General features: G+C 33.1%; 8 protein-coding genes. 3 read left to right on the forward strand and 5 right to left on the reverse strand.

All coding sequences use genetic code 11. The features are described from left to right. The first annotated feature begins 72 nt into the window (after positions 1 to 72). The 3 genes from WPG_RS17330 (at position 73) to WPG_RS17335 (ending at position 13,051) form a co-directional block, all read left to right on the forward strand. On the forward strand, positions 73 to 4,473 hold the full coding sequence (locus WPG_RS17330) for a M14 family zinc carboxypeptidase (RefSeq protein ID WP_084221533.1): 4,401 nt from the start codon (positions 73 to 75) through the stop codon (positions 4,471 to 4,473). Between the two features lie 320 nt (positions 4,474 to 4,793). Next, positions 4,794 to 7,142 carry a GEVED domain-containing protein gene (locus WPG_RS06810; protein ID WP_045470762.1) on the forward strand — a complete coding sequence of 783 codons (2,349 nt, stop codon included), beginning with the start codon at positions 4,794 to 4,796 and terminating at the stop codon, positions 7,140 to 7,142. Between the two features lie 338 nt (positions 7,143 to 7,480). Next, positions 7,481 to 13,051 carry an immunoglobulin-like domain-containing protein gene (locus tag WPG_RS17335; protein WP_052471179.1) on the forward strand — a complete coding sequence of 1,857 codons (5,571 nt, stop codon included), beginning with the start codon at positions 7,481 to 7,483 and terminating at the stop codon, positions 13,049 to 13,051. Between the two features lie 57 nt (positions 13,052 to 13,108). Here the strand turns inward: WPG_RS17335 and WPG_RS06825 are convergent, their stop codons facing one another. From WPG_RS06825 to WPG_RS06845, 5 genes are read right to left on the reverse strand one after another with little or no spacing between them, the layout of a single operon-like run. Beyond that, complete coding sequence (locus tag WPG_RS06825) at positions 13,109 to 13,822, reverse strand: 3'-5' exonuclease (RefSeq protein WP_045470764.1); 714 nt, start codon at positions 13,820 to 13,822, stop codon at positions 13,109 to 13,111. Positions 13,823 to 13,844: 22 nt separating this feature from the next. Next, entirely contained in the window at positions 13,845 to 14,996 is a 1,152-nt protein-coding gene (locus WPG_RS06830) for a serine hydrolase domain-containing protein (RefSeq protein WP_045470766.1), read from the reverse strand. A gap of 12 nt (positions 14,997 to 15,008) precedes the next feature. Next, the gene (locus WPG_RS06835) at positions 15,009 to 15,530 is read right to left on the reverse strand and encodes a PaaI family thioesterase (RefSeq protein ID WP_045470768.1); all 522 of its coding nucleotides are present in this window, start codon (positions 15,528 to 15,530) and stop codon (positions 15,009 to 15,011) included. A 32-nt stretch (positions 15,531 to 15,562) separates the two neighbouring features. Beyond that, entirely contained in the window at positions 15,563 to 16,195 is a 633-nt protein-coding gene (locus tag WPG_RS06840; RefSeq protein WP_045470770.1) for a hypothetical protein, read from the reverse strand. A gap of 4 nt (positions 16,196 to 16,199) precedes the next feature. Then, positions 16,200 to 16,673, reverse strand: coding sequence for a methylated-DNA--[protein]-cysteine S-methyltransferase (locus WPG_RS06845; protein ID WP_045470772.1), 474 nt, complete (start codon positions 16,671 to 16,673; stop codon positions 16,200 to 16,202). Position 16,674 lies beyond the last annotated feature (1 nt).

The raw sequence follows: 16,674 nt of genomic DNA on the forward strand, positions 1-16,674 counted from the left end.
GCGTTTTATCTATGTTTTTAAAAAAATTATAATATATTAGCAGCCTAAATATATTCATTGAATCCCAAACAAATGAAAAAAATTACTTTAAGCTTAACCGCTTTGCTGATGCTTTTATTTACTGTAAACGCTCAAACTACAGAAAAAGAAAAAGCCGAAAATTATTTGAGTTCTAAAGGAGAACTGACGTTTACATTTCAAGTTGCTAATGACTCTGACGTGGAGTTCTTGACAGGAGAAATGTCTTTAATTCATTATGACCCAACCACTAAAATAGTGAAAGCTTGGGCAAACACCGCTCAGTTTAGAGTGTTTGAAGCTTTGGAAATTGCATACAGTGTTCCTGTGGTCGAAAATGAAGTTGAGGAATCTATAATCTATGATGTAAGACCGTTAGAAAGTAGATCTCAAAGCCTTATTATAGGTAATACAAGTGCTTTTACCGCTGATGCTTCAAACTTAACGTTTCCATTAAGTAGTTATCCAACTTATGCTGAATATGCCCAACAAATGCAGGATTTTCAAAATGATTACCCAGCGTTAGTTGAAACATTTAGTATCGGAACCACTGGTGAAGGTGATAAAGAATTGTTATTTGTAAAAATTTCTGATAACGTAGCAACAGATGAACATGAGCCGAAGTTATTAATGACGTCGTCCATTCATGGTGATGAAGTTGTTGGATATCCAATGATGTTAACACTTATTGACTACATCTTAACGGTTTATAGTAATACGGGTCATGCCGATCATACGCGTGTTAAGAACTTAGTTGAGAATACTGAAATTTGGATTAATCCAAGTGCTAATCCAGATGGAACTTATCATAACAGTGCAGATAATACATCAGTAATAAATGCACGTAGAGGAAACGCAAACAATATAGATTTAAATAGAAATTATCCAGATAATGTTGCTGGCCCTCATTATGATGGGGAAGTTTATCAAGTAGAGACTTTGGCATTTATGGCAATGGCAGATGCTAATGATTTTGTTGTTGCGGCCAATTTTCACAGTGGTACAGAACTTATAAATTATCCATTTGATAATGCTTATGTAAACGAACATGAACATTCTGATGGGGATTGGTACGAGTATGTAAGTGTAGAATATGCAGGACACTGTCAAGCAGACGCTGTTGCAGGTAATAGTTCTTCACCTACTTATGATAATAAATCATCGTATATGACTGATGATGAAGATAGTCATATTTTTCCAAGCGATGGAGTAACTCATGGTGCAGAATGGTATAAAGTTTTTGGTGGTCGTCAAGATTATATGAATTTTTACCAACATTGTAGGGAGGTTACAATAGAGCTTTCGGATACTAAAATCTTACCAGAAAGTTCTTTGGACGATTATTGGTATTACAATAGAGACGCATTATTAGATTATTTGACACAAGGTACTTATGGTTTCAGAGGCTTAATTTTAGATGCAAGTAATAGCAAGCCTATCGAAGACGCTAAAATATCTATAGTAGGACATGACACTTATGGTTCAGAAGTATATGCGGATAATCACGGTGCATATTACAGGCCAATTAAAGCAGGTACTTACGATATATTAATTGAAGCATCATGTTATCAATCAGTAACACTATCAAGTCAATTAATTTCAGATAACCAAACGATAGTTTTAGCAGATGTTTTATTAACACCTATAGCAACTGTGCCATTAGGATTAGCCGCTTCTAATGTAGTTTCGGATTCAGCCATATTAAGTTGGGAAGAAGTATCAGGAGCAGATTATAGTTTACAATACAGAGAAGTAGGTTCTTCAACATGGACTATAATTGATTTATCTGAAACAAGTTTACAATTAACAAGCTTAAATGCTTTAACTGAATATGAAGCTCAAATAAGAAGCAATTGCAATGGCAAAAATTCGGCGTTTAGTAGTTCAGTGCTATTTACAACGACTGATTTATCTAGCTGTGTAGGAACGTTAATATCAACATTTCCTCATTTAGAAACTTTTGACTCTGGTATTGGCGATTGGTCACAAGATTCAGTTGATGATGGTGATTGGACATTAAATGCTAATGGCACGCCAAATAACGGCACAGGACCATCAGATGATATTACTGGAGGTGGAAATTATTTTTATACAGAAGCGTCATCTAACGGACTAGGTTCAAATGCTACAACTATTTTAACAAGCCCATGCTATGATCTTTCGAGTTTAATAGAAGGTACTTTTGCGTTTTATTATCATATGTATGGTACAAATGTTGGTGATTTAGATTTAGAAATATCTTCTGATAATGGTGCGAATTGGACAAACATATTTTCAGCTTCTGGCAATATTGGTGATATATGGAATTTAATAAATATTGACTTAAGTAGTTATTTAGGCGAAACAGTGAAATTCAGATTTATAGGCCTTACAGGTAATGGTTGGAGTAGTGATATAGCTATTGATAATATAAGTGTAGGAGATCCTATTGTTCCTGAATATTGTGATTCTCAATCAACTAATGCTAATCTTTATTTAGGTATTGCAAGTGTGCAACTTAACTCAATTGATAATACGTCTAGCTCACAGTTATATACTGATTATACTGGCATTTCAACGACATTAGCCATAAACAGCACATATAGCTTAACTATAACACCAGAATATAATGTATCAACAAGCAATGCAGTTGGTTATTCTGTTTGGATAGATTATAATTTTGATGGTGATTTTATTGATTCAGGTGAACAAATATTTTCACAAAGTCCTATTACAGGCGGTGGATCTGTATCAGGAAATTTTACTATACCTTCAAATATTGATACAGGTAACGTGAGAATGAGAGTATCGTTAAAATTTAATGATATTCCAGATTCATGTGAAGTATTTACATACGGCGAAGTAGAAGATTATAATATTTATCTGTATGATGGTTTGGTATACAACAATAGTATTTGGTCTCCGAATGCACCATCAACTTTAACAAGTTTGGAAAGCGTATTGGTAGAAGATGGGACTTATAATGTTAATTCAGATATCAGTATTGATAACATAGAAATTAATCCAGGAGCAACTGTTAATCTTAGTAAAGCAAATAGTATTACAATAAATAATGGTATTATAAATAATGGTGAGTTCGTTTTAAATTCCGATTCTAATGAATATTCTAGTTTAGTAGTAGATGGATCAATAACTGGGGATATAAAATATAATCGTCATGTTAATTCTAATGCAAACGGAAATGATTTGATATCACCACCAGTTAGTGGCCAATCCTTTACAGATTTTATTACAAATAATTCTAATATTTTGTCTAACACTGGTCAAACACTATATCTTTTTGGTCCTTTTGAAAAACCAGCAAATGATTACCAACTCTTTACTAATGTTGAATCGTCAAGTCTTATAGCGGGCACAGGATACAGAGCAGCATCAACAGATAATCAAGGATTTATGTTTTCTGGGGCTGTTACAAATACTGAGTTAGTTGTTCCTATTGTTAAAGTGGGTAGTAGTAATGAAGAATGGAATTTAATAGGTAATCCTTATACCTCATATATAAAATTGGCTGATTTTTTAGCAGCAAACTTATCAGAACTAGACCCACAAAGTGCAGCTGTTTATGGTTATGATGCAGATGATACTAACGGCAGTAATTGGGCAATTTGGAATTTAGCATATTCAGATGCCAATCCAAATACTTTAATTGCACCTGGACAAGGATTTTTTGTATCATCTAAAGATGGGGGAGCTAATATTTCTTTTACACCATCAATGAGATCTTTAGGTTCTTCAGATGATTTTATCGCTGGTAGAACAGGAACAAATTCAATAAATCATTCTGTAATTGAAATTTCTTCAGCTACTCAAATGTATAGCACAGAGCTATATTTAACTAATAATGCCACACTAGGCTTAGATTTAGGCTATGACGCTGAACATTTTGGCGGAGCACCTTCTCAGTTTGCAATTTATTCTGAGCTTACTCAGGATAATCAAGGGTTAGATATGGCTATTCAGTCTATAGGCTTTGATGATATCGACAATAATACAGTTATCCCTTTAGGAGTTAACGTTGCTCAAGGGGAACAGGTTACGATTAGTTTAACCGAATCTAATTTTGAGTATAGTCTATATTTAGAAGATACTTTTACAAACACATTTACACTTTTAAACACATCAGGCTATACATTTAACGCAGATACAAATTTATCTGGTACAGGACGTTTTTACTTAAGACTTTCTCAAAGTGTGTTGTCAGTTAGTGATTCTAATTTAGATAAGATTCAAATATATACTGATTCAGATCTTGAAAAGATAATTGTAAAAGGAGAATTAGATGAAGCTACGGAATTTATACTTTATGATATTCAAGGAAGAGAAGTTATGAAAAGGACACTAGATTCTAAAGACAATATTCATTCTATAAACACCTCCCAATATATAACAGGCGTTTACCTCGTAAAGTTGACTAATAATTTAAATTCTATTACTCAGAGGCTTATTATTAGATAAAATTATCATCATATATTAAATATAAAAGCTCAGAAATTTTCTGAGCTTTTTGTTTTTTGAAATTCAAAGAAAGTGCTTTAATAATTCTGTATTAAAGCAAAATTGTATACTATTTAAAGAATGCCAAAGGCTTAGTTTAAGTATTAGAAAGAGAAATATTTTATTCTACTTTTTTAAAATTACAAGTTAGAGATAGTTTCTTTTACATTCATCGATAGTAAATTGCTACCCATCGAAAATCAAAGAATTTCTGTGTAAAGAGAAAAGATATTTGTGTCAGATTAAACAAAGTAATATTTACACTTTAAGCCCAACTTCTTATGATTTCTAATTTGCGCAGTCTAATATTTGTCTCTTTTTTTGTCTATCAAATTAATGCACAAATACCGTCAACACCGTTTAATTTATTATCCAGCAATACTTCTGAAACATCAGTAGATTTAGCTTGGGATCAATCTGAAAACTCAGATAACACATTTACATATGATGTATATAAAGATGGTGTCTTTTTAATGAACTCTTCATCTACGTCATTACAAGTAAATGAACTGTCTGGATCTACTATGTATATATTTACTGTTAAAGCGAAAGACAATTTCAATAATGAATCTCCTCCAAGTAATGAACTAGCTGTTATTACTTTGGATTCAACATTAGGTTTCTGTAATTCTAGCAGTAATATTTTTAATGAAGAATGGATCGAAAGAGTTCAATTAAATACAATAGATAATACTTCTTCAAATCAAGCTTATTCTGATTTTACGTCATTATCTACGACTTTATATAAAGAGACAGAATATTCTATTTCAATTACACCTACTTGGTTAGATGTAGTTTGGAGCGAAGCTTATTCTGTATGGATAGATTATAATCTAGATGGAGATTTTGAAGATGAAGGGGAGCAAGTATGGACACAAAATGCAACACAAGATACTATTGTATCAGGTAATTTTACCGTTCCATCATCTTCTATTTCTGGTATAACTAGAATGCGAGTATCAATGAAATATAATGATATTCCAGATCCATGTGAAAATTTTAATTGGGGAGAAGTCGAAGATTATGCGATAAACATTGTTGGTACAAATGATTTAATCTTTTCTAATGGAACTTGGAGTCCAGAAGCCCCATCAGGTAATGCTATAGCCAATGACATATTTATCTTAGATGGAAATTATATTATAGATTCTGATATTACTGTTAATAATATTGAAGTTAAATCAAATGCAACAATAACAATTTTAAAGAATGGTTCTTTAGTAGTAAATGGAAACCTGGTCTCTAACAATAATGTTACTTTAGAATCCGATTCTGATGAATACTCAAGTTTAATTGTAACTGGATTTGCTGCGGGGAATGTTATTTATAAACGTCATATTAATGCATCCGCATCAGGCAACGATTTAATAGCACCTCCTGTTTTAGGACAACAGTTTAATGATTTTATTACTGAGAATCCTAATATAGTTAGTAACGGAGCAGGTACATTGTTTTTATTTGGTCCTTTTGATAAAACTACGGGTTCATATATTACTTATGCAAATACAGAAACAGCAAAATTAAGGAGTTCAAATGGCTATCGTGCTGCTTCTACGGATAATAGTACTTTTACTTTTACAGGTTTAGTAACGACTAAAGATGTATCTGCACCAGTATCCATATCTGATTCTTCATCACCAGAGTGGAACTTAATAGGTAATCCATACCCATCATATATTAAACTAAGTGATTTTTTAAGCTTAAATAACTCAAAATTTAATACAGAACGAGCAGGAATTTATGGTTATGATGGTAATGCTACTGATGGTTGGGTAATTTGGAACCAAGCCTATTCTGATGCTAATCCTAATGCTAAGATTGCACCAGGACAAGGTTTTTTAGTAGGTGTTAATTCTAGTGATATAAATTTTGATTTTACTTCTAACATGCGAGTTACTGGTAATTCTGATGATTTTATATCAGGTAGACAACCTGAGGTAAATATTTCTCATTTACAACTTCAACTCAGTAATGAATCGAATTTTTATAAAACAGATTTTTATGTAACTGATAATGCGACGCTAGGACAAGATCCTAATTACGACTCTGAAATTTATGGTTCTGCTCCGTCATTCTCCTTATATTCACATTTAGTTGAAGACAATGAGGATAAAGCAATAGGTGTTCAATCTATAGGCAATACCATATTATCAGATGTGATTATTCCGTTGGGTTTACATGTTGTTGCGGGTGAACAAGCTACAATTAGTATTTCTGAAACTACACTTAATGAAGAAGTAGAAATTTATTTAGAAGACAGACAGAATAATACATTCACTTTATTAAACAATTCAGTTTATAATTTGAACACTGATATAGCCCTAGTTGGTGCCGGTCGTTTTTATTTAAGATTTACCCAAAATAGCACACTTAATGTAAACAAAGATGAATTCAAGGGTATTAGAATTTATAACACTAACGCTACTAATACCATAACTGTTAAAGGTCATTTAGATAATAATCCGACATTATATATATATGACCTACAAGGTAGATTGATGAAAGTAGAAACATTAGAATCAAATAGAAGTTCAAATAATATTCACGCATCCTATTTAAGCGCAGGTGTTTATGTAGTGAAGTTGAAGAATGACTATCAACAGAAAGTTGAAAAAATAATCGTTAAATAAATTAGACATGCTTTATTTCATTATTAATCTAATTTTTTACCTCATAATTTTGGTAAAATTGTAATAACAACAATGGTATTTTAATAAAATACTTAAGGCTAACTTGGATGACTTAGTATTAAATTTTAGAAACAACAATTATCTGCATTGTTTTTAAAATTTAATAATAAGTCATTTTATTTTGTAGTCTTTTTCTTTGATATTAATGTGTTAAAACCACAAATCAATGTTCTTTTACAAAGTTTGACGAAAACGTTTTCGTAAAAATTCACATATTAACAAAAATTTAATATTTTCGTTAAATATTTAATAATATCAACACTAACTATTAGAAGAAAATGAAGAAAAAATTATTTTTTCTAACGGGTGCAATAATTTTATTATTGCTTTCCGTTGGTACTTATGTCCTTTCGAATAACAATGAAGAATTAGATGTAACACTAGAACAAAAAAGAGAAGCTCATGCAAAGATTATAGCTAATTCCCCCTTCAAGGAAACATTAACTTGGGATAAGAGAAAACGAAAAAAGAAAGGGCTTCCTCCTAATCGTTATTTTGAACAAATGTGGGAACTTACGGTAAATCCAACTACAGGAAAATTGGATGATGGTGAATTGACATTACTAAGAGAACAACTAGAGTTAAACCGCATATCTGATAGAAACCCAGGTGAAGCAGGTAATAATTGGGATGAAAGAGGTCCTAATGACATTGGTGGTAGAACTCGAGCAATATTATTTGATCCTAATGATGCTACTGGCAATATAGTTTATGCAGGTGGAGTTAGTGGTGGATTATGGAAAAATTTAAATATTACTAGTTCATCATCTCAATGGGAGCGTATTGTAAATATACCAGGAAACTTATCTGTTACTTCTATTACGGTTGATCCAAATAACTCTAATCGTTGGTATGTTGGTACAGGTGAACAATATACAGCAGGTGATGTAGTGGGTAATGGAGTTTATGTTACCAATGATGGTGGTAATACATGGAATTCGGTAAATATTCCTCCAGCGGGACCAGGTACTTTTGAGTTTAATGCTTCAAATTTATTCTTGTCAGGTATTTTTTATGTTAATGATATCATAGCGTGGAATAATAATGGTAATACTGAATTATTTGTTGGTGTAGGAGCACATGTTTATGGGGCTGCAAGTAGTCCAACAAATTGGTTAGGATTGCAAACTGCCGGATTATATCGTTCAACAAACGATGGCACAACTTGGAGCAGAATAGAAACTACTAATCTTCAGTTTGATTTCTCAGGAACTGCTTATCCAATTATTCCAAACGATTTTGAGATAGGTGCTGATAATAAGTTATGGATGGGTACGATTACGACACCAGGTATTGGTGGTTCAGGTGGTGGTCGTGTATTTAGCACTACGAACGGAGGTACTTGGACTGAAGCAGGTGCTTCACCTTTAACGGACTCAAATAGAGTTGAAATTGCTGTTTCGTCTAGTAATGCCAATAAAATGTATGCGTTGACGCAAGGAGTTAATAGTCCAGTTCACGTATATACAACGACTAATGGATTTGGCAGTATATCAAATGGAGCTTTACCTAATGATGCTGATAATGGAATTGCAGCAAATGATTTCTGTAGAGGTCAAGCATTTTACGATTTAATGATTGAGGTTGATCCAAGCAATGATAATATTGTATATGTTGGTGGAATTGATTTGTTCAGATCTACTAATAGTACAAGCTCTTGGACACAAATTTCAAAGTGGTCTAATAATCCAGGATTGAACACCTTAAATGCGCCATTGGTTCATGCTGATCAACACGCAATGACCTTTAGACCAGGCAACTCAAATCAAGCCGTTTTTGGAAATGATGGCGGGATTTATTATGCATCAAGTTTATCGGCTGCTTCTGGTAGTAGCACATCTATTGGTGTTAGAAATAATAATTATAATGTTACACAATATGTAAAGGCAGGAATAGGTCCTGATGGAAATGGATCTACTAATGTTATTTTTACTGCTGGCGCACAAGATAATGGTTCGCAGGCTTTTAGAGGATCTAATGCGTCGCCAGGAATAAATGGCTCAGAAGAGTTGTCAGATGGTGATGGTTTTTACACTTTTGTGGATAAAGATGGTCAATACATGATAGCTACATTTGTGGCTAATGTAATTTATAGATTTAACTTACCATGGAATGGTTTAGGAAGGAGGCAAGGAGGTGCTACGACTTTATCAAATGATCAAGCACGTGGTGATTTTGTGAATCAAATGGATTATGATGATGATGCAAATCGTTTATTAACCAACAACTCTAATACATCTCAAAATGCCATAAAATCTATAAACGTTGCGTCTAATTCAAGTGGAAGTTTGACGAACACTTTATTGACAGCAGAGCCTTCTGCGTTTAGAGCTTCACCTTTTGCAAATAACGTATGGCATGTGGGATTAAAAAACGGTGATTTAATTAGATTATCTAATGTTACAAATACTAATGCAACATGGACAAGTATATCTACACCTTTTGTAGGTTCGGTATCATCTATAAGATATGGTGAGACGTCAAACGATATTTTTGTAACTATTCATAACTATGGAGTAACAAGCGTTTGGGCTACTTCCAATGGTGGATCAAATTGGATAAATAAAGAAGGTGACCTCCCTAACATTCCAGTTAGAGATATGCTTCAAAATCCTTTAAATAGAGATGAGGCAATTCTTGCTACTCAACTAGGTGTTTGGTCAACATCAAACTTTAATTCTACTAACCCTAACTGGACTCAAGCATATAATGGAATGAGTGATGTGAGTGTAACGTCTCTTGATTATTGGGCCGTTAATGGTGATGATAGCAACAATCAAATTATTGCTTCAACCTATGGTAGAGGTGTATTTACAGGATCATTCACAGCGACTACAGTTTTAGATACAGAAGCACCGACTACACCAACAAACTTGGTTGCGTCTAATACAACACAAAGCACAACAGATTTAAGCTGGTCGGCATCTACAGATAATGTTGGTGTATCTGATTATGATATATTGCAAGACGGATCAGTAATAGCCACTGTTTCTAACACTAATTATCAAGTAATAGGTTTAAGCGCTAATACGACTTATGCGTTTAGAGTAAGAGCAAATGACGCAGCAGGTAATCAGTCTGCTAATAGTAATGTTGAAAATGTAACAACTGATGCGCCAGATACAACAGCTCCTACGGATCCAACCAATTTAACAGCTTCTGGTGTTACTTCATCTTCTGTGAATTTATCATGGACAGCTGCAACAGATAATGTAGCAGTAACTTCTTATGATATTCTAAGAGATGGCACTATTATTGGAAATTCCGTTAATACTAGTTTTACTGTTTCTGGCTTAAATCCAGAAACGCAATATACATTTACTGTGGTTGCAAAGGATGCTGCGGGAAATATTTCTAATGCTAGTAATGCTGCTGTTGTAACAACGGATGCGGTACCAGTGACTTATTGTAGCTCTCAAAGCTCAAATGTTAATGATGAATATATTAGTAGAGTTCAATTGAATACTATAGATAATAGTTCTGGAGCTCAATTTTATTCAGATTTTACTTCAATTTCAACAAGCTTAACTAAAGGTTCTGAATATACAATCACTGTTACTCCAACTTGGACAGGTACATTGTATAATGAAGGTTACTCAGTTTGGATTGATTTTAATCGTGATGGTGATTTTACTGATGCTAATGAGCAAGTCTTTACACAATCACCAACACAAACAACACCTGTTAGTGGTAGTTTTACAGTTCCAGTAACCGCTTCTGAGGTAGCTACTCGAATGCGTGTTACTATGAGTTATAATGCCACTGTAGATTCATGTGCATCTTTCACTTATGGTGAAGTTGAAGATTACACGGTTATTATCGAAGGATCTGGACCTGATAATACTGCACCAATTATAACATTAAATGGAGCTTCAAGCATCGATTTGAATGTTGGTGAAACGTATACAGAGTTAGGTGCTACAGCTACAGATAATGTAGATGGGGATTTAACATCTAGTATTGTAACTTCTGGTTCTGTCAATACGAATGTTGCAGGAACTTACACAGTTACTTATAGTGTTAGTGATGCTGCAGGCAATAATGCCTCAGCTAATAGAACTGTGAATGTTAATGCTGATACAACTGCTCCGATTATTACATTAAATGGCCCATCAAATATTACATTAGAATTGGGTGAGGCATATAGTGAACAAGGAGCTACGGCTACAGATAATGTAGATGGTAATTTAACATCAAGTATTGTAACTTCTGGTTCAGTCAATGTCAACATTGCTGGAGCTTATATTATCACTTATAGTGTTAGCGATGCTGCTGGTAATAATGCTTCTACAACAAGAACAGTTACTGTAAACCCGGATACTACAGCTCCAATTATAACGTTAAATGGAGCTTCAGCTATCGATTTAAACGTTGGTGATACATATAATGAATTAGGAGCAACTGCAACGGATAACTTTGATGGGGATATTACATCTAGTATTGTTATTTCTGGCACAGTAAACACAAATGTAGTTGGAGCATATACAGTTAATTATAATGTAAGTGATTCATCAGGTAATAATGCATCTCAAGTGAGTAGAACGGTTAATATAAATGATGTTTCTAGTGGTTGTATAGGAGGTATTTCAACTTTCCCTTATGCAGAAAGTTTTGAGTCTGGTGATGGTTGGACTCAAGCTAGTGGAGATGATGGTAACTGGGTTAATGGTAGTAATAATACACCTTCTAATACTACTGGTCCAAGTTCAGCTTCAGATGGTACATCCTACATGTTCTTAGAAGCCTCTACGAATAATAGTCCAGGACAAATAGGGCCTAATGCTTCTGCTATTTTAGAAAGTCCATGTTTTGATCTTACAGGTAAAACGAGTGCTAAGTTTGATTTCCAGAATCATATGTATGGAACAAATATTGGATCCTTATCTTTAGACCTGTCTACAGACGAAGGAGGAACATGGACTTCAGTATGGAGTTTATCTGGTAATCAAGGGAATCAGTGGAATCAAGAATCAGTTGATCTTACTTCATACGTGGGTCAATCAATAAGCTTACGATTCGTAGGGACAACAGGTTCTAGCTGGAGAAGTGATATAGCAATTGATGATATACAGTTCACTACAGATGATGGCTCAGGTTCAGGAGGATGTGATGTCTTAAATTTTAATGACTATACACTTAATTCATTCTCTACCCAAGATAATGATGGTGCTAATTCCATTAGTAATGGCGGAGTTTCTCTGACATTAACTAATAATACATGGAAATATATTAATTTCCCTTACACAGTTACTAGCAATACCGTTATAGAATTAGAGTTTAGTAGTACTTCTGAAGGTGAAATACATGGAATAGGATTTGAGAATAATAATTCATTAACATCCACTTTCTACTTTAAGTTTTATGGAACGCAAAATTATGGTATTACAAATTTTGACAATTATTCTAATGGAGTTGTCACTTATGTAATCCCTGTAGGTGATTCTTATACCGGAAGTATGGATAGACTTGTTTTTATTAATGATAATGACGCTGGATCTGGAAATAATTCAACTTTTTCCAATGTCAAAATTTATGAAACGTCATGTTCAGGTACAACTGCCACTCCAATTCCTTTTGGAACTAGAGATGATGTTTTAGGTAATGAAAATGAAGTTAATTCGAATGCTTTCACAGTTTACCCTAATCCGGTTAAGGACGTTTTATTTGTAAAAGCTAATTTTATATCTAAGGAAACAACTAGTTATAGAATACTTAATATGCTTGGACAAACTGTTAATCGAGGTGAAAATTATAGTGAGATAAATGTAAGGACTCTTGATGGAGGAGTTTATTTCATAGAATTAGCAACTGGAGATGAAATAGTCTTAAAAAGATTCATTAAGCAATGACACTAACCTATTAATTTTATGAATATAAAAAACCCAGAAGTTAACTTCTGGGTTTTTCTATATATGCTTTATTTCATTGTCATCCAGTAACTCATCACCTCTTAGCCTCAAGAAAATCTGTGCAACGGCTATAGTATCTTTTTCACAATATGTAATAATGCGATCAATATCGTTGTTTTTATAGTAAACATTATACACTTCACTACCATCTATATCATCTTTTGGAGATGGAATGCCTAAAACATTTGTTAATAATTTTAAAGATGTATAGGTTTTGTAATCTCCAAACTTCCAGAGCTCTAGTGTGTCTAGATGAGGCACTTCCCAAGGTTTCTTTCCAAATAAATTTAGTTTATAAGGTAATTCAATATTATGAATTATCATACGTCTAGCGATGTATGGAAAATCAAATTCTTTACCATTATGCGCACAAAGTAAGTGTTTATTAGAACTGAAGTGAGAGATTAATATATTTTTAAAGTCTTTTAAAATCTTAATTTCATCACCATAAAAAGAAGTGACTCTAAATGTTCTAACATCTCCTTCCATTTTAAAATAACCAACAGATATGCATATAATTTTTCCGAACTCAGCCCAAATACCAGCGCGATCGTAAAACTCTTCTGCTGTGAATTCTTCTTTGCGTTGGTAGTGCGATTTAGCACTCCAAAGCTCTTGTTTTGTAGAATCTAGCTCAGAGAAATTTTCCATTTCAGGAACGGTTTCTATATCTAAGAATAATATGTTTTCTAAATTGAATTTTTTAATCATAGTTGTTACAGTCTGTTTTCTATTAGTTTAACATCTCATAAGCTTCAGTCAAAAGTGAATAAAAGTCTGCTGAATGAGGATCTACATCTGGATTAGATTTTTCTATACTATGCCCAAGTCTAACAACAATTACATTGTCTTCAGGTATAACAATTACATACTGACCTAGATGTCCACGCATATAAAACACTTCTTTCTCATCAAAGCTTGCCAACCACCAACCATAACCATATTGAGGGTTATCAATAAAGCGTGGTTTTACTGATTTAGCGACAAAAGCAGAATCTAAAATCTGTTTTCCATTCCATTTGCCATGGTTTTTAAATAGTTTCCCATAGCGCGCAAAGTCTTTTGCATTACTAGCAATACAACAATATGCTTTTACTAAATCATGGTCTTCACTATCTACTTGCCAAAGTGTTGAGTTTTCTGCTCCTAATGGCTTCCAAAAACTGTCCTCAAAATAATCATAGAGTTTTTTACCACTGGCTTTTTCAATCACCATAGCTAACATTTGAGTGTCACCACTTGCATATTTAAAGCTCTTACCTGGATCTGTATCCATTTTCAGCCCGTTCATCACTTTGGCTAAATCATCATCAAAATAAGCTCTTGTGGTAATAGATAGAGGCGAGTAATAAGCTTCATCCCAATTAGTGCCTGAGCTCATACTCGATAAATCACCAACCGTCATTTTAGCTGCTTTTCCGTCACAAAATGCTGGTAGAAAATCACAAACAGGTTGATTTAAACTTTTTATATAACCGTCTTCTATAGCTTTTTGCATCAATCCAGAGACGTAGCTTTTAGCCATCGAGAAACTGTTAGATTTAGAATCTTCGTTAAACCCATCGTAATAGTTTTCGAACCAAATACTATCATTTTTTATGATTACAAATGCAATAGTCCCTGTTGCTGTATTTATTGATTTTAGTCCTGAAGTTTCTTTTACGCTATTGTAGTTTATATGATTTGGCCAAGGTTGAGGTGTTGAAATATCTATAGTTTGGTTATCAAATTCTTTATAATCTTCTAAATATGCTGTAGTATGACCTTTCATGTAAATGGTTCTTACAGCTTTGATAAGGTAATCTGTGTCTGTGATGTATAAAACAGCTATTAATAAACCGAAAAAGATGATTAAAAACTTGAATAATTTTTTAAGGAACTTCATTAAGTTAGTGTATTAGTTATTTTCTTTGCGTTGCTTTAATTTGTCTTTATAAAAACATTTATCTGCGATATAAAGTGTTTTATTAAAAGTAGCAATTATATTTTGGTTGTCATCAACTAGACTCATGGTTTTGACAATATCAATTTGATTGTTCTCTCTTACAGACTGCTTTATATTGGAAATTTCTTCTGCAGTAAAAATAAACTCACCATAAATAGTTGATTTAGCAGGTTTTTTATAACGGGCTTTGACGCTTTTATCCCAAACCACATAATCCTCACCAAGGATTTGAATCAATTGAATCATATAAATAGGGTCTGTTGCTGACAACATACTACCACCGAATATTGAACCTGCATAATTGCGGTTTTTCCAGTTGAGCCTTAGTCTTATTTTTACATAATGTAGATCATCACTGACTTCAATTAGTTTTGCTGTAGTTCTGCTATACATTGGTGACCAATTAAAACCATATTTATAAATGGTGGACACCTTAATAAATCGTTTTAAAAATTCTGTTCCAGATTTATACATTTATAGTCATCTAAAATTTAGAAGTGTTAATATTAAATATTTTGGCGATGTCTGTTGTTGATTTCCATAATCTCAAAAATAAATTTTATAATAAGAAATGGAATGATAGCTAATGCACTACCATAGCTACTAAAATCAAAATCAGTTTCAACTATTTTTCCAGAAATAAAAGACCATATAAATACTCCAAAAACAATGGAAAGATGTGAAGTAATTATGCCTTTAGAAAGAACATGATGAGCATTAGGTTGTGGTATACTTTCATAGTGGTATTCGATGACTTCACGAATAAAAAAGCTTAATACACTAAAATTAAACCAAACATTTTTGAAAAGGAAAACTTCAAAATTACCATTAATTACATCAGTGGATTTCCAGTCTAACAAAAACCCAAAGAAAACAATTATAAAAATAACGTAGATGCCTAACATAAAGAAACGACTTCTTACAAGTTTTCTATAGGTGGATAAATCAGTAATTGTATTAGATTTAAATCTACTTTTTAAAAAATCGAATATAGTTTTGAGAAACTCATCAATCCAGAGTAGATAAATAATATAGAACACACTTATTTGTTGTTTAGAAATAGCCAAAATTGTGAGAATACTAAAGACTATAAGTGATAATATCTCTGCGATTCTAGATGTTTTTAATGTAGTACTCATAGAATTAAAACAAAGATTGTTGCTTATAAGGACTTTCATGCTCTAACAGCCACTGCTTTCTATGTAATCCACCAGCATAACCGGTTAGACTACCATCACTTCCAATAACCCGATGGCATGGTACAATAATCCAAAGCGGGTTTTTACCATTAGCACTTGCAGCAGCTCGGATAGCCTTAACATCACCAAGTTGTTTGGATAAATTTAGATAAGAGATGGTTTTACCATAAGGAATAGTTTCAAGTTGATTCCAAACTCTTTTTTGAAAATCGGTACCTTGAGGATTAAGCTTTAGATCAAAAGTTTTGCGAGAACCATCAAAATACTCTTGTAGTTGAGTAGCGCAATCTTCAAGTTCTGAGGGAATAATATCAGTAATATTTTCTTCAGAATTTAATACTGTTACTTGAGAAATACCATCATTATCACCAACAATTTTAGTGAATCCTAAAGGTGAATTAATGATGCATGTCTCCACT

The organism is Winogradskyella sp. PG-2, assembly GCF_000828715.1.
Lineage (GTDB): Bacteria > Bacteroidota > Bacteroidia > Flavobacteriales > Flavobacteriaceae > Winogradskyella.